Source organism: Streptomyces sp. WMMC1477 (assembly GCF_027460245.1).
Taxonomy (GTDB): Bacteria; Actinomycetota; Actinomycetes; order Streptomycetales; family Streptomycetaceae; genus Streptomyces.
Genome location: NZ_JAPZBD010000003.1, coordinates 3,598,295 through 3,612,025, shown reverse-complemented (window position 1 = coordinate 3,612,025; position 13,731 = coordinate 3,598,295). Strand labels below are relative to the sequence as shown.

The window sequence follows — 13,731 nt, the reverse complement described above, 5'->3', positions numbered from 1 at the left end:
GTCAGATCACCCAATCCCGCTAAATACCCAGGGTTCGCTCGCTGATGGGTTCCCGGGGCCGTCGCTCCTGGGGCCAACGGTTCTGCGGGTGCAGGCGTTTCTGGAACTTCTCTTCGTCCTACTGACCTTCGGGACTGTTCTGCGCTGGCTGGACGCCGGCCTGTACCGCAGGGTCATGTGCTCCGCGCTGCTGCCGCTGGCCGCGTTGTCGTACACGGCGGTCTTCTGCGTCGTCGAGTGGGACCTGTACAACCCGTACACCGTCGACGATGTGGTGATCCGCGGTGTCTCGGCGGTCCTGACGCCGTTGTTCCTGGCCCGCATGGGCGCGCGTGACACCGCTGAGGGCGGGCCGTGGACCGCTGCCGGACTGCTGGCGTTCCTGGGTTCGTTGGGTGCGCTGGGGGTGCTGGTCCTGGTCGTGTACGACACGGCCCTGCTGTACAACCTGGGCCGTCTTGACGACCGGGCTCCGCTCGCCCTGGCCGCCGCCGGGGGCCTGGCCCTTTGTCGCCTGGCCGCCGCCCGGCTCCCGGTTCGTCACTCGCCAGGACTTGCCGTGATGTTCGCCGGCCACGCTCTGCGCCGCTGGCTGGTGCTCTTCTTCGTTCCCGCCCTTGCGGTGCGTTATGGGGTCACCTTCGGTACGCCGATGTTGGCCGCCGTGGCGGGGCTTGCGGTCGCGGCTGCGGCGAGCCTGTACGCCCTGCGGGACACCCTGGCGGGGCTCCGGGAAGCCGGCGAGATCCGAGGCCTGCTGGCCTTGCTGGGCAGGCTCGGCTGCGCCGCGGCAACGGCCGTGGCAGTGGCCTACGCGGTCGTCCGGCTCGGCCCCGGCACCTCGTACTACGAGACCGTGCTCCTCCAGGCCACAGCCGCATCCCTGATCACCGCAATCACAGCCTGCGCCCTCACCGACGCGGCAGACAGACGCCGTGCCTCAGAAGAGCGCGCGGAGAACGCCCCCAGGGTTGCGCCAGATACGGCCCGGGCGATCGAGGTGGCTGATGTCGGGTGCTGGCGCACCGGGCATCGGCCACCTCGACGAGGCGACGGAGCCCCCGGCGGGCGGGAGCGTCAGTAGTCGATGCGGTCGGACTTGGCCAGCCACGCGTCGAACGGCGCGGTGCGGTTGGGCATCTCGACTCTTTCGATCGCCATGGGCCACAGCTCGGCGGGCTTCTTGTCGAACAGGTCGTAGAACTTGCGGTCGTCGAAGCCGGCCACGGCGGCGTCGTCGCGGTCGGCGGCGAAGACGATCCGGTCGACGCGCGCCCACAGCGCGGAGGACAGGCACATCGGGCACGGCTCGCACGAGGTGACCAGGACGCAGCCCTCGAGCGAGAACGTGCCCAGCTTCTCGCAGGCGGCACGGATCGCGCTCACCTCGCCGTGTGCGGTCGGGTCCAGGTTGGAGGTGACCTTGTTGTGGCCGATGGCGACGATCTCGCCGCCCTTGGCGATCAGGGCGCCGAAGGGGCCGCCGCCGTTCAGCACGCTGTTCGTGGCAAGGCCGATGGCCTCGTCCATCCAGGTGCGCTCGAGCTCCTGGCTGCTCGTCTCCTGGGTGTTCGCGGTCACGGTCACTCCTTCTCGTAGACGGTGGGGACTCCCCGGTGCTGGTCCGTCCGTGCGCAGTACGCACGGACGGGCCGTCCGGGGCAGTCGGTTGGGCTCCGCGAGGCCGCCGTGAGGGCAGCCCGATGGGCGCCCCCGCGGAGATCGGCGCTGTCAGACGCCGACGATGTGTTCCGGTGAGACGGGGGTGTGGGTCAGGTTCAGCCCCGTCGCGTTGCGGATTGCGTTCACGACTGCCGGGGTGGCGGAGATGGTGGGCGGCTCGCCGACTCCCCGCACGCCGTACGGGGAGTTGGGGTCGGCGCGCTCGATCACGTCCACCGTCATCGGCGGCGTGTCGAGGATGGTCGGGATCAGGTAGTCGGTGAACGAGGCGTTGCGGATCTTGCCGTCCTGGACCTTGATCTCCTCCATGACGGCGAGGCCGAGCCCCTGGGTGGCGCCGCCGTGGATCTGCCCGACGACGGCGTCCGGGTTGATCGCCTTGCCGACGTCCTGGGCGCAGTCGAGCTGCACGACCTTGACGAGGCCCAGCTCGGTGTCCACTTCCACGACCGCGCGGTGTGCGGCGTAGGCGTGCTGGACGTGCACGCGCGGGCTCTGTCCGGTCACCGGGTCCATGGGGTACGTCCTGAGGTGGTGGTACTCCCGGGTCTCCTCGATGACGTCGTCGCCGAGGACGTCGACGAGGTCGGCGAGGACGCCGGTGGTGGCGGAGACGACCTTGCCGCCGGTGAGCGTCAGGTCGGCGGGGTCCTCGCCGAAGCGCTGGGCGACGCGCTCGAAGAGCACCTCGCGGACGGCCTCGCACGCGGTCCTGACGGCTCCGCCGGTGATGTAGGTCTGCCGGGAGGCCGAGCTGGAGCCCGCGTCGCCGACGTTGGTGTCGGTCGGGTGGACGGTCACCCGCTCCACGCCGAGCTCGGTACGGACGATCTGCTGCTTCATGGTGATCAGGCCCTGCCCGACCTCGGCCGCCGCGGTGTGCACCATGGCGACCGGCCGGCCGCCGATGGTCTGGAGCCGCACCCGCGCCGTCGAGTAGTCGTCGGCGCCCTCCGCGTAGGAGACGTTCTTGGCGATCACCGCGTAGCCGACGCCCCGGACGACGCCCTCGCCGTGCGAGGTGTTGGACAGCCCGCCCGGCAGGCCGCGAACGTCGGCCCGGCCGTCGGCGGCCCGCCAGGCGTTCTCCGGGGGCAGCGGCATGTCCTTGAGGCGCTGCAGCAGTTCGGCGATCGGCGCGGGCGAGTCGAGCACCTGCCCGGTGGGCATGGTCGAGCCCTGGGAGACGGCGTTGAGCTGGCGCAGCTCGACCGGGTCCATGTCCAGCGCCCGGGCCAGCTTGTCCATCTGGGACTCGTAGGCGTAGGCGGGCTGGACGGCGCCGAGGCCGCGCATCGCGCCGCACGGCGGGTTGTTCGTGTACAGGCCCCAGCCCTCGATCTTGACGTTGGGCACCTCGTACGGCCCGACGCCGAGCGACGTGGCGTTGCTGACGACGACCGGGGTCTTCGAGGCGTACGCGCCGCCGTCGAAGTACATCTTCGCCTTGACGTAGACGAGCTTGCCGTCCCTGGTCGCGCCGTGCTCGTAGTACATCTTGGCCGGGTGCCGGTGCACGTGGCCGTAGAAGGACTCCTCGCGGTTGTAGACCATCTTCACCGGCTTGCCGGTGTGCAGCGCCAGCATGCAGGCGTGGATCTGCATGGACAGGTCCTCGCGGCCGCCGAAGGCGCCGCCGACGCCGGACATGGTGAAGCGCACCTTCTCGACGGGGAGACCGAGCGCCCGCGCCGTCTGCCTCTGGTCGACGTGCAGCCACTGGGTGGCGATGAACAGGTCGACGCCGCCGTCCTCGGCCGGGATGGCCAGGCCGGATTCGGGCCCGAGGAATGCCTGGTCCTGCATGCCCAGGGTGTACACGTCGGAGACGACGACGTCGGCCTCGGCCTCCGGGTCGCCCTGGATGATCGGCTGGTAGCGCACCACGTTGCCCCCGGCGTGCTCGGGGTGCAGCCTGGGCAGCGTGTCGTCGTGCGCGGCCCGCTCCGGGTCGGTGACCGGTTCGAGCACCTCGTAGTCGACCACGATCTTCGCCAGCGCGCGCCGGGCCGTCTCCGGGTGGTCGGCGGCCACGAGGGCGACCGGCTCGCCCTTGTAGCGCACGACGTCCTCGGCGAGGGCCGGCGTGTCGGCGACCTTCAGGCCGTAGACGTTGTCGCCGGGGACGTCCTCGTGGGTCAGCACGGCGTACACGCCGGGGTGCTTGACGGCCTCGGTGATGTCGACGGAGTTGATCCGCGCGTAGGGGTGCGGGCTGCGCAGCGTCCCGCCCCAGAGCATGTCCTCCGCCCACAGGTCCGAGGAGTAGGCGAACTCACCGCTCACCTTCAGCGTTCCGTCGGGACGCTGCGGGCTGTCGCCGATCCCACCGGTGATCGCATCGTTGAGGTCCTGCGGGGCACGGGCGGGAGAAGTCTGGTTCGTCATCAGGCAACCTCCACTGTCTGGTGCTCGGCGGCCAGAACTGGGTCTGGCCGGGTGAGTTGGGGGCGCTCGGGCGGGTTCGCCCGCTCGCGGGGCTGCCGCTGGGACCTGTCCGGCGGAGCCGGCCGGACGATGCCGTGAGCCGCCTGCCCATGCGGCCGGAGCCTGCTGGGCGGTGGTACGCGCCCTGGCGGCCGGAGGAGGCCGGACACCGCGGCGCCCAGCGCTGGGAGCACCTCCCTGCGGCCGCGCCGACGAGGCCCGGCCACGGGTCGACGGCTCCGCCGCGCGTCGTCACGCCGTCCCCTCACGTCTGCGGCCCTCGCCGCGGAAGGACTTCCCGGCCCGGGCGGCGAGCGCCGCCTCCCGGCCGACGGGGGGTGGGAAGTCCATGTGCGGCTCTCATCGTTCGTAGCGGTGTCTTCGGTGCGAGCCGGAGGGCCACAGCTCCTCGCGTGACTCGTTCACGTGCTGTTCATGTCGAATAGCGCAAGTACACCCGCCCGGCCCTGTCGAGGGTCAGTCACCGAAACCATGAAGAAGTTGGCTGGTCGGCCGAGCCCTCCCGTAGATTCGCACGAAGGGCGGGACGCCACGACGCCAGCGCTTTCCGCCGGGTCGCCCGCCGGTGACGCCCCACGAGGGACGCCCGGCGAAGAGAGGCCGGACGGAGAGAGGCCGGGCCCACACGTTCCGCGCGGGGACGAGCACGGAAAGTGCGGAGGCCCGGCCGCGGTGCTACTGGGCTGCCCCGGTGGGGCGGAGCTGGCGCAGGTGGTCGCCGGTGTCCCAGGGGTAGAGGTGCAGGTTCCAGCCGCCGAGGCAGTTGATGTAGAGGGCCAGCTGGCCGGCCACGGCCTGGAAGTCGTCGCGGTCGAGGTGGTCGAGGCGGCTGAGGAAGCGCTGGGTGAAGGCCCACAGCTTCTCCAGCCCGCAGTAGCCCAGGAACTCGGCCGGGACGCCGACCAGCAGGCGGGCCATCTGGTGGAGCGAGTCCAGGGGCATGTCCCCGGCCGCGCCCCGGACCAGGCCGCCGTAGGCCGCGTACCCCAGCGGGCGGGTCTCACCGTTGACGAACAGCAGGGTGGGCAGCACCGTCTCGTGGGTCCCGGCACCCGACGCGATCACGCCCCGGTGCAGGTCGGCGAGCTCGACCGGTTCGGACAGCCAGATGCGCTCGGTCTCGGCGTGCACGTCGCGGATCAGCCGGCTGGCCTCCGGGTCCGTGGCGGCCAGGCACGGGATGCGGTGGCCGCCCGCCGTGCCCGCCCTGCGGACCTCCACCCGGATCTCCTTCTTCGACGCGTAGACCGCGTCCCAGATGGCCTGGCCGGCCTCCAGGAGGGCCGGCATGTCCGCCCCGCGCACCTGCCCCACCGGGGCGGCCGGCATGGGCTCGGTCAGCTCTCCGTACTTGATCCCCAGGTGCTGCAGCCCGGAGAGGAACACCGTCCCGTCCGGCGCGTTCCGCCGATCCGCGATCCGGTGCGTCGGGTGCGTGTACAGCAGCTCGTGAATCGGCGCCACGTGGTAGAGGTGCTCCCCGGCCACCAGCGCGTGCCCCTGCAGGCTCTGATAGGGCAGCGATTCCCACAACACATCGGCCAACGCGGTGTTCCGGTCATCGAGTTCAGCGGTAACCGTGATTCCCAGATCCGGCCAGGAAATCTCGACAAGCCGACCGGACAACGTCTCAGACAAAGTTTTTCCTTCGTTCGGTGCGATGTGAGGAGGATCGCGGTCCCGGCCGTCGATCCGGCATCACACGAACGCTCCACGAACGTCCCAGCGGTGCGGACACAGGCGCAACTCCCCCTGTTTTGTTGCAACGTGTAAGAGGAGTACACAGCCAACCGAGCGGGACCAGCCAGGGGTGAAAGCCATGAAAACCCAGCGGACTGAGGCTGCTGCTTCGTAGGCTTCTACAAGAAGCATTGCGTCAACTTTCCTATAACTCAGCAAAGTTGACACTCCGTCCGAACCTGGGTGGGTGGAAAGGCCACGGCATGTGGCAAGGACGCGGCCCACTGCCACGCCGAGAAAAGGCCCGGGCGCCGAAAGAAAGGGGGTGCTCCGCGCGTATGCGAAACGCACACGCGCGGAGCACCCCTGTGGATCGCCCGGAGGGTCAGTCCCCCTCGGTCTCGAAGGTGCGCAGCAGGTCCGCGGCCACGCTCACCGCGATGGTCGCGGGCTCCTTGCCGGTGATGTCGGCCAGCCCGATCGGGGTCTTGATCCGGTCGATCGTGGCATCGTCGTGACCGCCCTCGGTGGCGAGGCGCTTGCGGAACCGCGCCCACTTGGCGGCGGAGCCGATCAGCCCGACGGAGCCGAGGTGCTCGGTGCGCAGGGCGGCGTCGCACAGCGCGGCGTCCTCGGCGTGGTCATGCGTCATGACCAGGACGTGGGTGCCGTCCGGCAGGTGCTCCAGCACCTCCTCGGGCAGCAGCGGCGTGTGGTGCACGTGCACCTGCGCCACCGCGTCCGACAGCACCGCCAGCCGCTCCTCGGCGAGGATGTCGGACCGGGTGTCGACCAGATGGAGATCCAGGTCCTGGCGGGCCAGAATCCGCGCCAGCTCCAGGCCGACGTGCCCGACGCCGAAGATCGCCACCGCCCGCACCACGGGCAGCGGTTCGAGCAGCACCGAGACGGTGCCGCCACAGCACTGCACACCGTGCTGGTTGGTCACCTTGTCGTTCAGGGCGAACTCGATCAGCTCCGGCTCCGGCTTGGACGCGGCCACCATCTCCCGGGCCCGGTCGATCGCCACGGCCTCGACGTTGCCGCCGCCGATCGAGCCCCACGTCTCGTTCGGCCCCACGACGAGCTTGGCACCGGGGCCACGCGGGGCGTGGCCCCGCACGGTCGCGACGGTCACCAGCACGCCGTGCTCCCGGCGTGCCCGCAACCGCGCGACCGCGGCGACCCACGGCATGTCAGGCACCGCTCAGCGCTTCGACGCCGGCCGGGACCGCACCGGCGGCGGCCGCACGAGCCGCACCGGCCTGACCGCTCCCGGAGGCACCGGCCTCGCGAGCCGACTGGATCGCCCAGAACACCGCCTCCGGCGTGGCGGGCGAGGCCAGCTCGACGCCGACCCCGCCCGGCCCGAACGCGGCGGCGGCCTGCCGCAGCGCCTCGCGGACCGAGAAGGCCAGCATCAGCGGGGGCTCACCCACCGCCTTGGACCCGTAGACCGCGCCTTCCTCCGAGGCGTTCTCCAGCAGCGTGACGTTGAACTCCTCGGGCATCTCCGAGAAGCTCGGCAGCTTGTAGGTGCTCGCGGCCTGGGTCAGCAGACGGCCGCGGTTCGGGCCGTCGCCGGCGTCCCAGCGCATGTCCTCAAGCGTCAGCCAGCCCGCACCCTGCACGAAGCCGCCCTCGACCTGGCCGATGTCGATCAGCGGGGACAGGCTGTCGCCGACGTCGTGCACGATGTCCACGCGCCGGATGCGGTACGCACCGGTGAAGCCGTCCACCTCGACCTCGGCCGCGGCGGCGCCGTGGGCGAAGTACTTGAACGGCGAGCCCCGGAACGTCTTGGCGTCCCAGTGCAGCCCCTCGGTCCGGTAGTAGCCGGACGCGGAGAGCTGAACGCGCTGGAAGTAGGCGGTGCGCACGAGGTCGTTCCAGGCCAGCTCCTTGTCGCCGCCCAGGCTGCGCGCGACGCCCTCGACGATCCGCACGTCGGAGGCGTTCGCCCCCAGCTGGGTGGCCGCGACCTGGAGGAGCCGCTCGCGCAGCTGCTCGCAGGCGTTCTTCACCGCCCCGCCGTTGAGGTCGGCGCCGGAGCTCGCCGCGGTGGCGCTGGTGTTGGGCACCTTGTCGGTCCGGGTCGGGGCCAGCCGCACCTTGTGCAGCGGGATGCCCAGGGTGGTCGCGGCCACCTGGAGCATCTTGGTGTGCAGGCCCTGGCCCATCTCGGTGCCGCCGTGGTTGATGAGGACCGAGCCGTCCTTGTAGATCAGCACCAGCGCGCCGCCCTGGTTGAAGGCGGTGAGGTTGAACGAGATGCCGAACTTGAGGCCGGTGACGGCGATCGCCCGCTTGGTGTGCGGGTGCGCGGCGTTGAACGCCGCGATCTCGCGCTGCCGGTCGGCTAGACCGGACGTGTCCCGGACCTGCTTCCAGACGGCGGAGATCCGCTCGGGCTGGACGACCGGCTGCCCGTAGGGCGTCGTCTGGCCCCGCTGGTAGAAGTTGCGCTCCCGCAGCTCCATCGGGTCCAGGCCGAGCCGCGCCGCGCAGCGGCCGAGGATGTCCTCGATCACCAGCATGCCCTGCGGTCCGCCGAAGCCGCGGAAGGCGGTGTTGGAGGGCTTGTTGGTCTTGGCGATGCGGCCGGCGACCCGCGCGTTGGGAATCCAGTAGGTGTTGTCGATGTGGCACAGCGCCCGGGCCACCACCGGCTCGGACAGGTCCAGGCTCCAGCCGCCGTCCGCCGTCAGGGTGGCGTCCAGGGCCTGGATGCGGCCCTCGGCGTCGAAGCCGATCTTCCACTCGGCGTGGAAGCCGTGCCGCTTGCCGGACATGGTCAGGTCCTGGGTCCGGTTGAGCCGCAGCCGGACCGGACGGCCGGTCAGCTTGGCGCCGAGTGCGGCGACGGCCGCGAACCCGTGGGGCTGCATCTCCTTGCCGCCGAAGCCGCCGCCCATCCGCAGGCACTGCACGGTGACCTCGTGGCTGTGCAGGCCGAGGACGTGGGCGACGATCTCCTGGGTCTCCGAGGGGTGCTGGGTGCTGCTCTGGACGAAGACCTGCTCGGCCTCGTCCACGTACGCCAGCGCCGCATGCGTCTCGAGGTAGAAGTGCTCCTGGTCGGAGAACTGGAGCTCGCCGGTGAAGACGTGCGCGGAGTCGGCGAAGCCGGCGTCCACGTCCCCGGCCAGCATCACGGGCCGGGCGCCGTGGAAGCTGTCGGCCGCGATCGCGTCCTGGAGCGTGATCAGCGAGGGCTGCTCGTCCAGCTCGACCTCGACCGCCGCCGCCCCCAGCCGGGCCGCCTCCAGCGTCTCACCGAGCACCCAGGCGACGGCGTGGCCGTGGAACATGACCTCGTCGGGGAACAGCGGCTCGTCGTGCTTCATTCCGGCGTCGTTGACGCCGGGCACGTCGGCACCGGTGAGCACCCGGACCACACCGGGCACGGCGAGCGCGGCCCCGGTGCGCAGCGCCGTGATCCTGCCGTGGCCCTGCGTGGACTGGACCGGGTAGGCGTGCAGGACGTCCTTGGTGCGGGCGACCAGGTCATCGGTGTAGAGCGCGGTCCCGGTGACGTGCAGGCCGGCGCTCTCGTGCGGCATCGGCACGCCGACGACGGGCTTCTCGGGGCGCTCGGACAGATGGCTCATGACGGCACCGCCTCGGTGGTTTGCGCGTACAGCTTCAGCAGGCTCTGGCCGAGCATCGCGGAGCGGTACTCGGCACTGGCGCGGTGGTCGTTCATCGGCGTGCCCTCGGCCCGCAGCGTCGAGGCCGCGGCCTGGACGGTCTCCGCCGACCACGGCCTGCCCTCCAGGGCCGCCTCGGTGGCCAGGGCGCGGATCGGGGTGGCGGCGACGCCGCCCAGGCCGATGCGGGCCTTGCGGACGACTCCGTTCTCGACGTCGAGCGCGAAGGCGACGGCCACGCTGGAGATGTCGTCGAAGCGACGCTTGGCGATCTTGTGGAAGGCCACCACGGGCGAGAGCGGCAGCGGGAGGCGCACCGCCCGGATCAGCTCGCCGGGACGGCGCACGCTCTGCCGGTAGCCGGTGAAGTACTCCGCCAGCGGGACCTCGCGCTCACCGTCGGCGTCGGCGAGCACCAGCGACGCCTCCAGGGCGAGCAGCGCCGGCGGGCTGTCGCCGATGGGCGAGCCCGTCCCCAGGTTGCCGCCGAGGGTCGCGCCGTTGCGGATGAGGCGGGACGCGAACTGCGGGAACACCTCGGCCAACAGCGGGACGGCGCCGTCGAGGCGGCGTTCGATCTCGGTGAGCGTGAGCGCCGCGCCGATCTCGACGACGTCGGACTCGACGCGTAGCTCGCGCAGTTCGGGCAGCTGGTCGACGGCGACCACACAGTCCGCGCGCCGGGACCGGATGTTCACCTCCACGCCCCAGTCGGTGGAGCCGGCGACCACCACCGCGTCGGGGCGCTCGCGCAGCAGGTGGAGCGTCTCGGCCAGGGTGCTCCTGCGCACGAACGCGCGGTCGTCCTGGGCGTATTCGGTGGCTACGGGTGCGGGCGGGGCCTGCTCGCGACGCCGGGCCAGCGGGTCCTCGTCGGCGGGCGTGCCGACGGCGAACGCGGCGTCGCGGATCGGGCGGTAGCCGGTGCAGCGGCACAGGTTGCCGCTCAGCGCGTGCAGGTCGAAACCGTTCGGACCGTGCTCGGCGTCGGCGCCGTCGTGGGAGGCACCCTCGTGGGAGGCGCCGTCCTCGGAGCCCGCGTGCGCGCAGCGGTCGGGCCGGTAGTACTCGGCGGCCATGCTGCAGACGAATCCCGGCGTGCAGTAGCCGCACTGGGAGCCGCCGCGGGCCGCCATCTCCTTCTGCACCGGGTGCAGGGTGGGCGCCGAGCCGGGCTCGCCGACGGTGGCGAGGCCCTCGGAGGTCACGACCTCCTGACCGTCGAGTGCCGCAACGGGGACCAGGCAGGCGTTGACCGCCACCCAGTCGGTGGGCTTCTTCACCCCGGGGCGGGCCACCAGGACCGAGCAGGCGCCGCACTCACCCTCGGCGCAGCCCTCCTTGGTTCCGGTGAGGCCGCGCTCGCGCAGGAAGTCCAGCACCGTGGTGTGGGGTGCGGCCGGTGAAATCGGGGTTTCTTGTCCGTTGACCGTGACCCGCGCCGCTACCATGACAGGCCTTCGTTTCGGTGCGTGATCGATCGGTTCATTGTGTTCGCCAATTTCAGGCAGCTTTCTATGTTCGGACGCGCGCCACGGGAGCGGGGCGGATTCACGACGGCACGCAGGAGCGGCGTGCCGGGAGAAAAAGTGCGGGAAGAGAAAGTGCGGGGGAAACCCGAGAAGTGCCACGAGCGGGCACAGCGGAACGGCGTACTAGCAGCCGTGGGCGATGCGACCCGGAACCCAGACGGTGCACTGGGCGAGGCGACCGAGATCAGAGCTGGTGTTCATCCGCTGGTCGCCTCCTTTCCGTGGTGATGGGTCGACGCCTACCGCAAAATAGTGGCCGGGGTCACCGAGGTCAAGGGGACGACTTCGGCGTCTCGCAGACCGAACGCGGCGCGCCGGGCCCCGGGCACACCGCGGTCCCGACGCGCCGCGGCGCCGGGTGCCCCCTGTCCGAGCAGGGGACGCGCCCGGCGCCGGGGCTGCGCTTGCCAGCCCTGCGCCTCTGGCGCAGACCTCCCAAGCGCGGGGTCACTTCACCGAGCCGGCCATGACTCCCTGGACGAAGTGGCGCTGGAAGGCGAAGAAGACGGCCACCGGCACGATCAGGGACAGGAAGGCGCCGGGCGCCAGCACCCCGATGTTGCTGCCGAACTGCCGCATCTCCGACTGGAGTGCCACCGTCAGCGGCTGGGCGGAGGCGTTGGCGAACAGCAGGGCCACGAGCATGTCGTTCCACACCCACAGGAACTGGAAGATGGCCAGGCTGGCGAGCGCGGGACGGCCGAGCGGCAGGATGAGCTGGACGAAGATCCGCCACTCGCCGCCGCCGTCGATCCGGGCGGCCTCCAGCATCTCCTTCGGGATCTCCGCGAAGTAGTTGCGCAGCAGGAAGACGGCGAACGGCAGCCCGTAGGCGACGTGGAAGAGGACGACGCCGGGAATCGTGCCGAACAGTCCCAGCTCGCCGAAGAGTTCGGCCACCGGCAGCAGGCCGATCTGCACCGGCACCACCAGCAGGGCGACCACCAGAAGGAAGATGGCGTCGCGGCCGGGGAACTCCAGCCAGGCGAAGGCGTATCCGGCGAGTGCGGCGAGGGTGACGACGAGCAGCGTGGTCGGCACGGAGATCAGCACCGTGTTCCAGAAGGACTGGACGATGCCCGAGTCCTCCAGCAGGGCGCTGTAGTTGTCGAAGGAGAGCTGGGCGGGCTCGGTCAGGGCCGTCCACCAGCCGCTGGAGGCGTTGTCGGACTCCTCGCGCAGGGAGGCGAACAGCAAACCGGCCAGCGGGGTGATCCAGACCAGGGCGACGAGGGCGAGCAGCGCCTGCACGAGCCCGCCCCTGAGCCAGGAGGTGAGCCGGGCCACCGGGCCGCCGCGCGGGGAGCGGGCGCCCGCCGGCGCCGGGGACAGGCCGCGTGCGGGCGGGCCCGCGGGGCTCCGCTCCAGCGTGTCGTGCGTGCTCATGACTGGCTCCTGCGGAAGCGTCGGACGTTGAAGACCATGGCGGGCACGACGAGGGCCAGCAGCAGGACGGCGAGCGCGCTGCCCAGCCCCTGGTCGTTGCCGCCGCCGAAGGAGACCAGCCACATCTGCGTGGCCAGCACGTTCGCCTCCTCCTGCACGGGTCCGGGCGCGATGATGTAGACGAGGTCGAAGACCTTCATCACGTTGATCACGAGCGTCACGAACACGACGGTCAGCACCGGGGCGAGCAGGGGCACCGTGATGCGGCGGAAGATCTGCCACTCGTTCGCGCCGTCGATGCGGGCCGCCTCCAGGGTCTCGCGGGGGAGGGTGGCGAGCCCGGCGCCGATGAGGACCATGGCGAAGCCGGTCCAGATCCACAGGTAGGCGCCGATGATGGCGGGGGTGACGAGCGCCGGGCCGAGCCAGGAGACGCCGCCGTAGGGTTCGGCGAAGTTCTCCTGTGGCAGCCGCAGCGTGTAGGCGCCGGGTTCCAGGCCGGTGAGGGCGAAGGTGCCGTCGGCCGCGGTCGTCGTCCGCGCGGCGACGTCGCCGCCGCCGTCGACGGCCTCGACCGCCATCCCCGGCAGTCCGCTCTCGCCGTCGTCGAGCCGGCCCGCCTCGCCGCCGCCGCCGCGGACGAAGTCGAGGTGGACGACGCCGCGCAGCTCGGCGTCCGCGGGGGTGACGGCGGCGGCCGGCTCGGCGTCCTCGGGCAGGTCCTTGGGGGCGACGCCGACGAGGCCGAGCGTCACGGTGTCGCCGGGGCCGGCCGTCGCGCTGGTGACGTACGCGCCACCGTCGCCCTTCTCGACCCCGTGCCCGTCGCGGGCGCGGGCGGTGGGGTACGGCGAGGGGTCGGTGAACGTGTCGTGGACGCCGACGACGGCGGCGTTGAGCACGCCGCGCTCCGGGTCCTGCTCGTAGGCGAGCCGGAAGATGATCCCGGCGGCCAGGAACGACACGGCCATCGGCAGGAAGAGCAGCAGCTTGAACGCGGTGGCCCAGCGGATCTTCTCGGTGAGTACGGCCAGGATGAGGCCGAGGCCGGTCAGGAGCGCCGGGGCGACGACGACCCAGATGGTGCTGTTGCGGATGGCCTTGAGGGTCGTGGGGTCGGCGAACATCTCGGTGTAGTTGTCCACGCCGACGAATTCCGAGCCCGAGGCGTCGAACAGACTGCGGCCGACGGAGTAGATCACCGGGTAGACGACGAGGGCGCCGAGCAGGAGCAGCGCGGGCAGCACGAACAGCCACGCGATGGTGCGACGACGCCGCTGGGCCCGGCGCCGCGGGGAGGTGACGGCGCCGGGGGCAGTGGTGCGCTGAGCGGGAGCGGACACGGTCGGGCG

Annotated in this window: 9 protein-coding genes; 1 reads left to right on the top strand and 8 read right to left on the bottom strand. The window is 71.4% G+C overall.

Features of this window, described 5'->3' with window-relative positions; all coding sequences use genetic code 11:
* Positions 1-88 precede the first annotated feature (88 nt).
* Entirely contained in the window at positions 89-1,084 is a 996-nt protein-coding gene (locus O7609_RS16225; RefSeq protein ID WP_269743779.1) for a hypothetical protein, read from the top strand.
* On the opposite strand, the gene O7609_RS16220 is transcribed toward O7609_RS16225, so the two are convergent.
* From O7609_RS16220 to O7609_RS16185, 8 genes are all read right to left on the bottom strand, one after another.
* A complete protein-coding gene (locus O7609_RS16220; protein ID WP_269736252.1) occupies positions 1,078-1,581 on the bottom strand; it encodes a nucleoside deaminase in 504 nt (167 codons plus the stop codon). The genes O7609_RS16225 and O7609_RS16220 overlap by 7 nt on opposite strands.
* Positions 1,582-1,731: 150 nt before the next feature.
* Positions 1,732-4,071, bottom strand: coding sequence for a xanthine dehydrogenase subunit D (gene pucD / locus O7609_RS16215; protein WP_269736253.1), 2,340 nt, complete (start codon positions 4,069-4,071; stop codon positions 1,732-1,734).
* A 735-nt stretch (positions 4,072-4,806) separates the two neighbouring features.
* A complete protein-coding gene (locus tag O7609_RS16210; RefSeq protein ID WP_269737238.1) occupies positions 4,807-5,667 on the bottom strand; it encodes a hypothetical protein in 861 nt (286 codons plus the stop codon).
* A 529-nt stretch (positions 5,668-6,196) separates the two neighbouring features.
* Positions 6,197-7,006 (bottom strand): xanthine dehydrogenase accessory protein XdhC, encoded by an 810-nt coding sequence (gene xdhC, locus O7609_RS16205; RefSeq protein WP_269736254.1) that lies wholly within the window; start codon positions 7,004-7,006, stop codon positions 6,197-6,199.
* Between the two features lies 1 nt (position 7,007).
* Entirely contained in the window at positions 7,008-9,422 is a 2,415-nt protein-coding gene (xdhB, locus tag O7609_RS16200) for a xanthine dehydrogenase molybdopterin binding subunit (RefSeq protein WP_269743778.1), read from the bottom strand.
* Positions 9,419-10,912 (bottom strand): xanthine dehydrogenase small subunit, encoded by a 1,494-nt coding sequence (locus tag O7609_RS16195; RefSeq protein ID WP_269743777.1) that lies wholly within the window; start codon positions 10,910-10,912, stop codon positions 9,419-9,421. Before O7609_RS16195 ends, xdhB begins: the two co-directional genes overlap by 4 nt.
* 528 nt (positions 10,913-11,440) lie before the next feature.
* Complete coding sequence (locus tag O7609_RS16190; protein ID WP_269736257.1) at positions 11,441-12,379, bottom strand: carbohydrate ABC transporter permease; 939 nt, start codon at positions 12,377-12,379, stop codon at positions 11,441-11,443.
* A complete protein-coding gene (locus O7609_RS16185) occupies positions 12,376-13,722 on the bottom strand; it encodes an ABC transporter permease (RefSeq protein ID WP_269743776.1) in 1,347 nt (448 codons plus the stop codon). The genes O7609_RS16190 and O7609_RS16185 overlap by 4 nt, the downstream gene beginning before the upstream one ends.
* Positions 13,723-13,731: the final 9 nt, after the last annotated feature.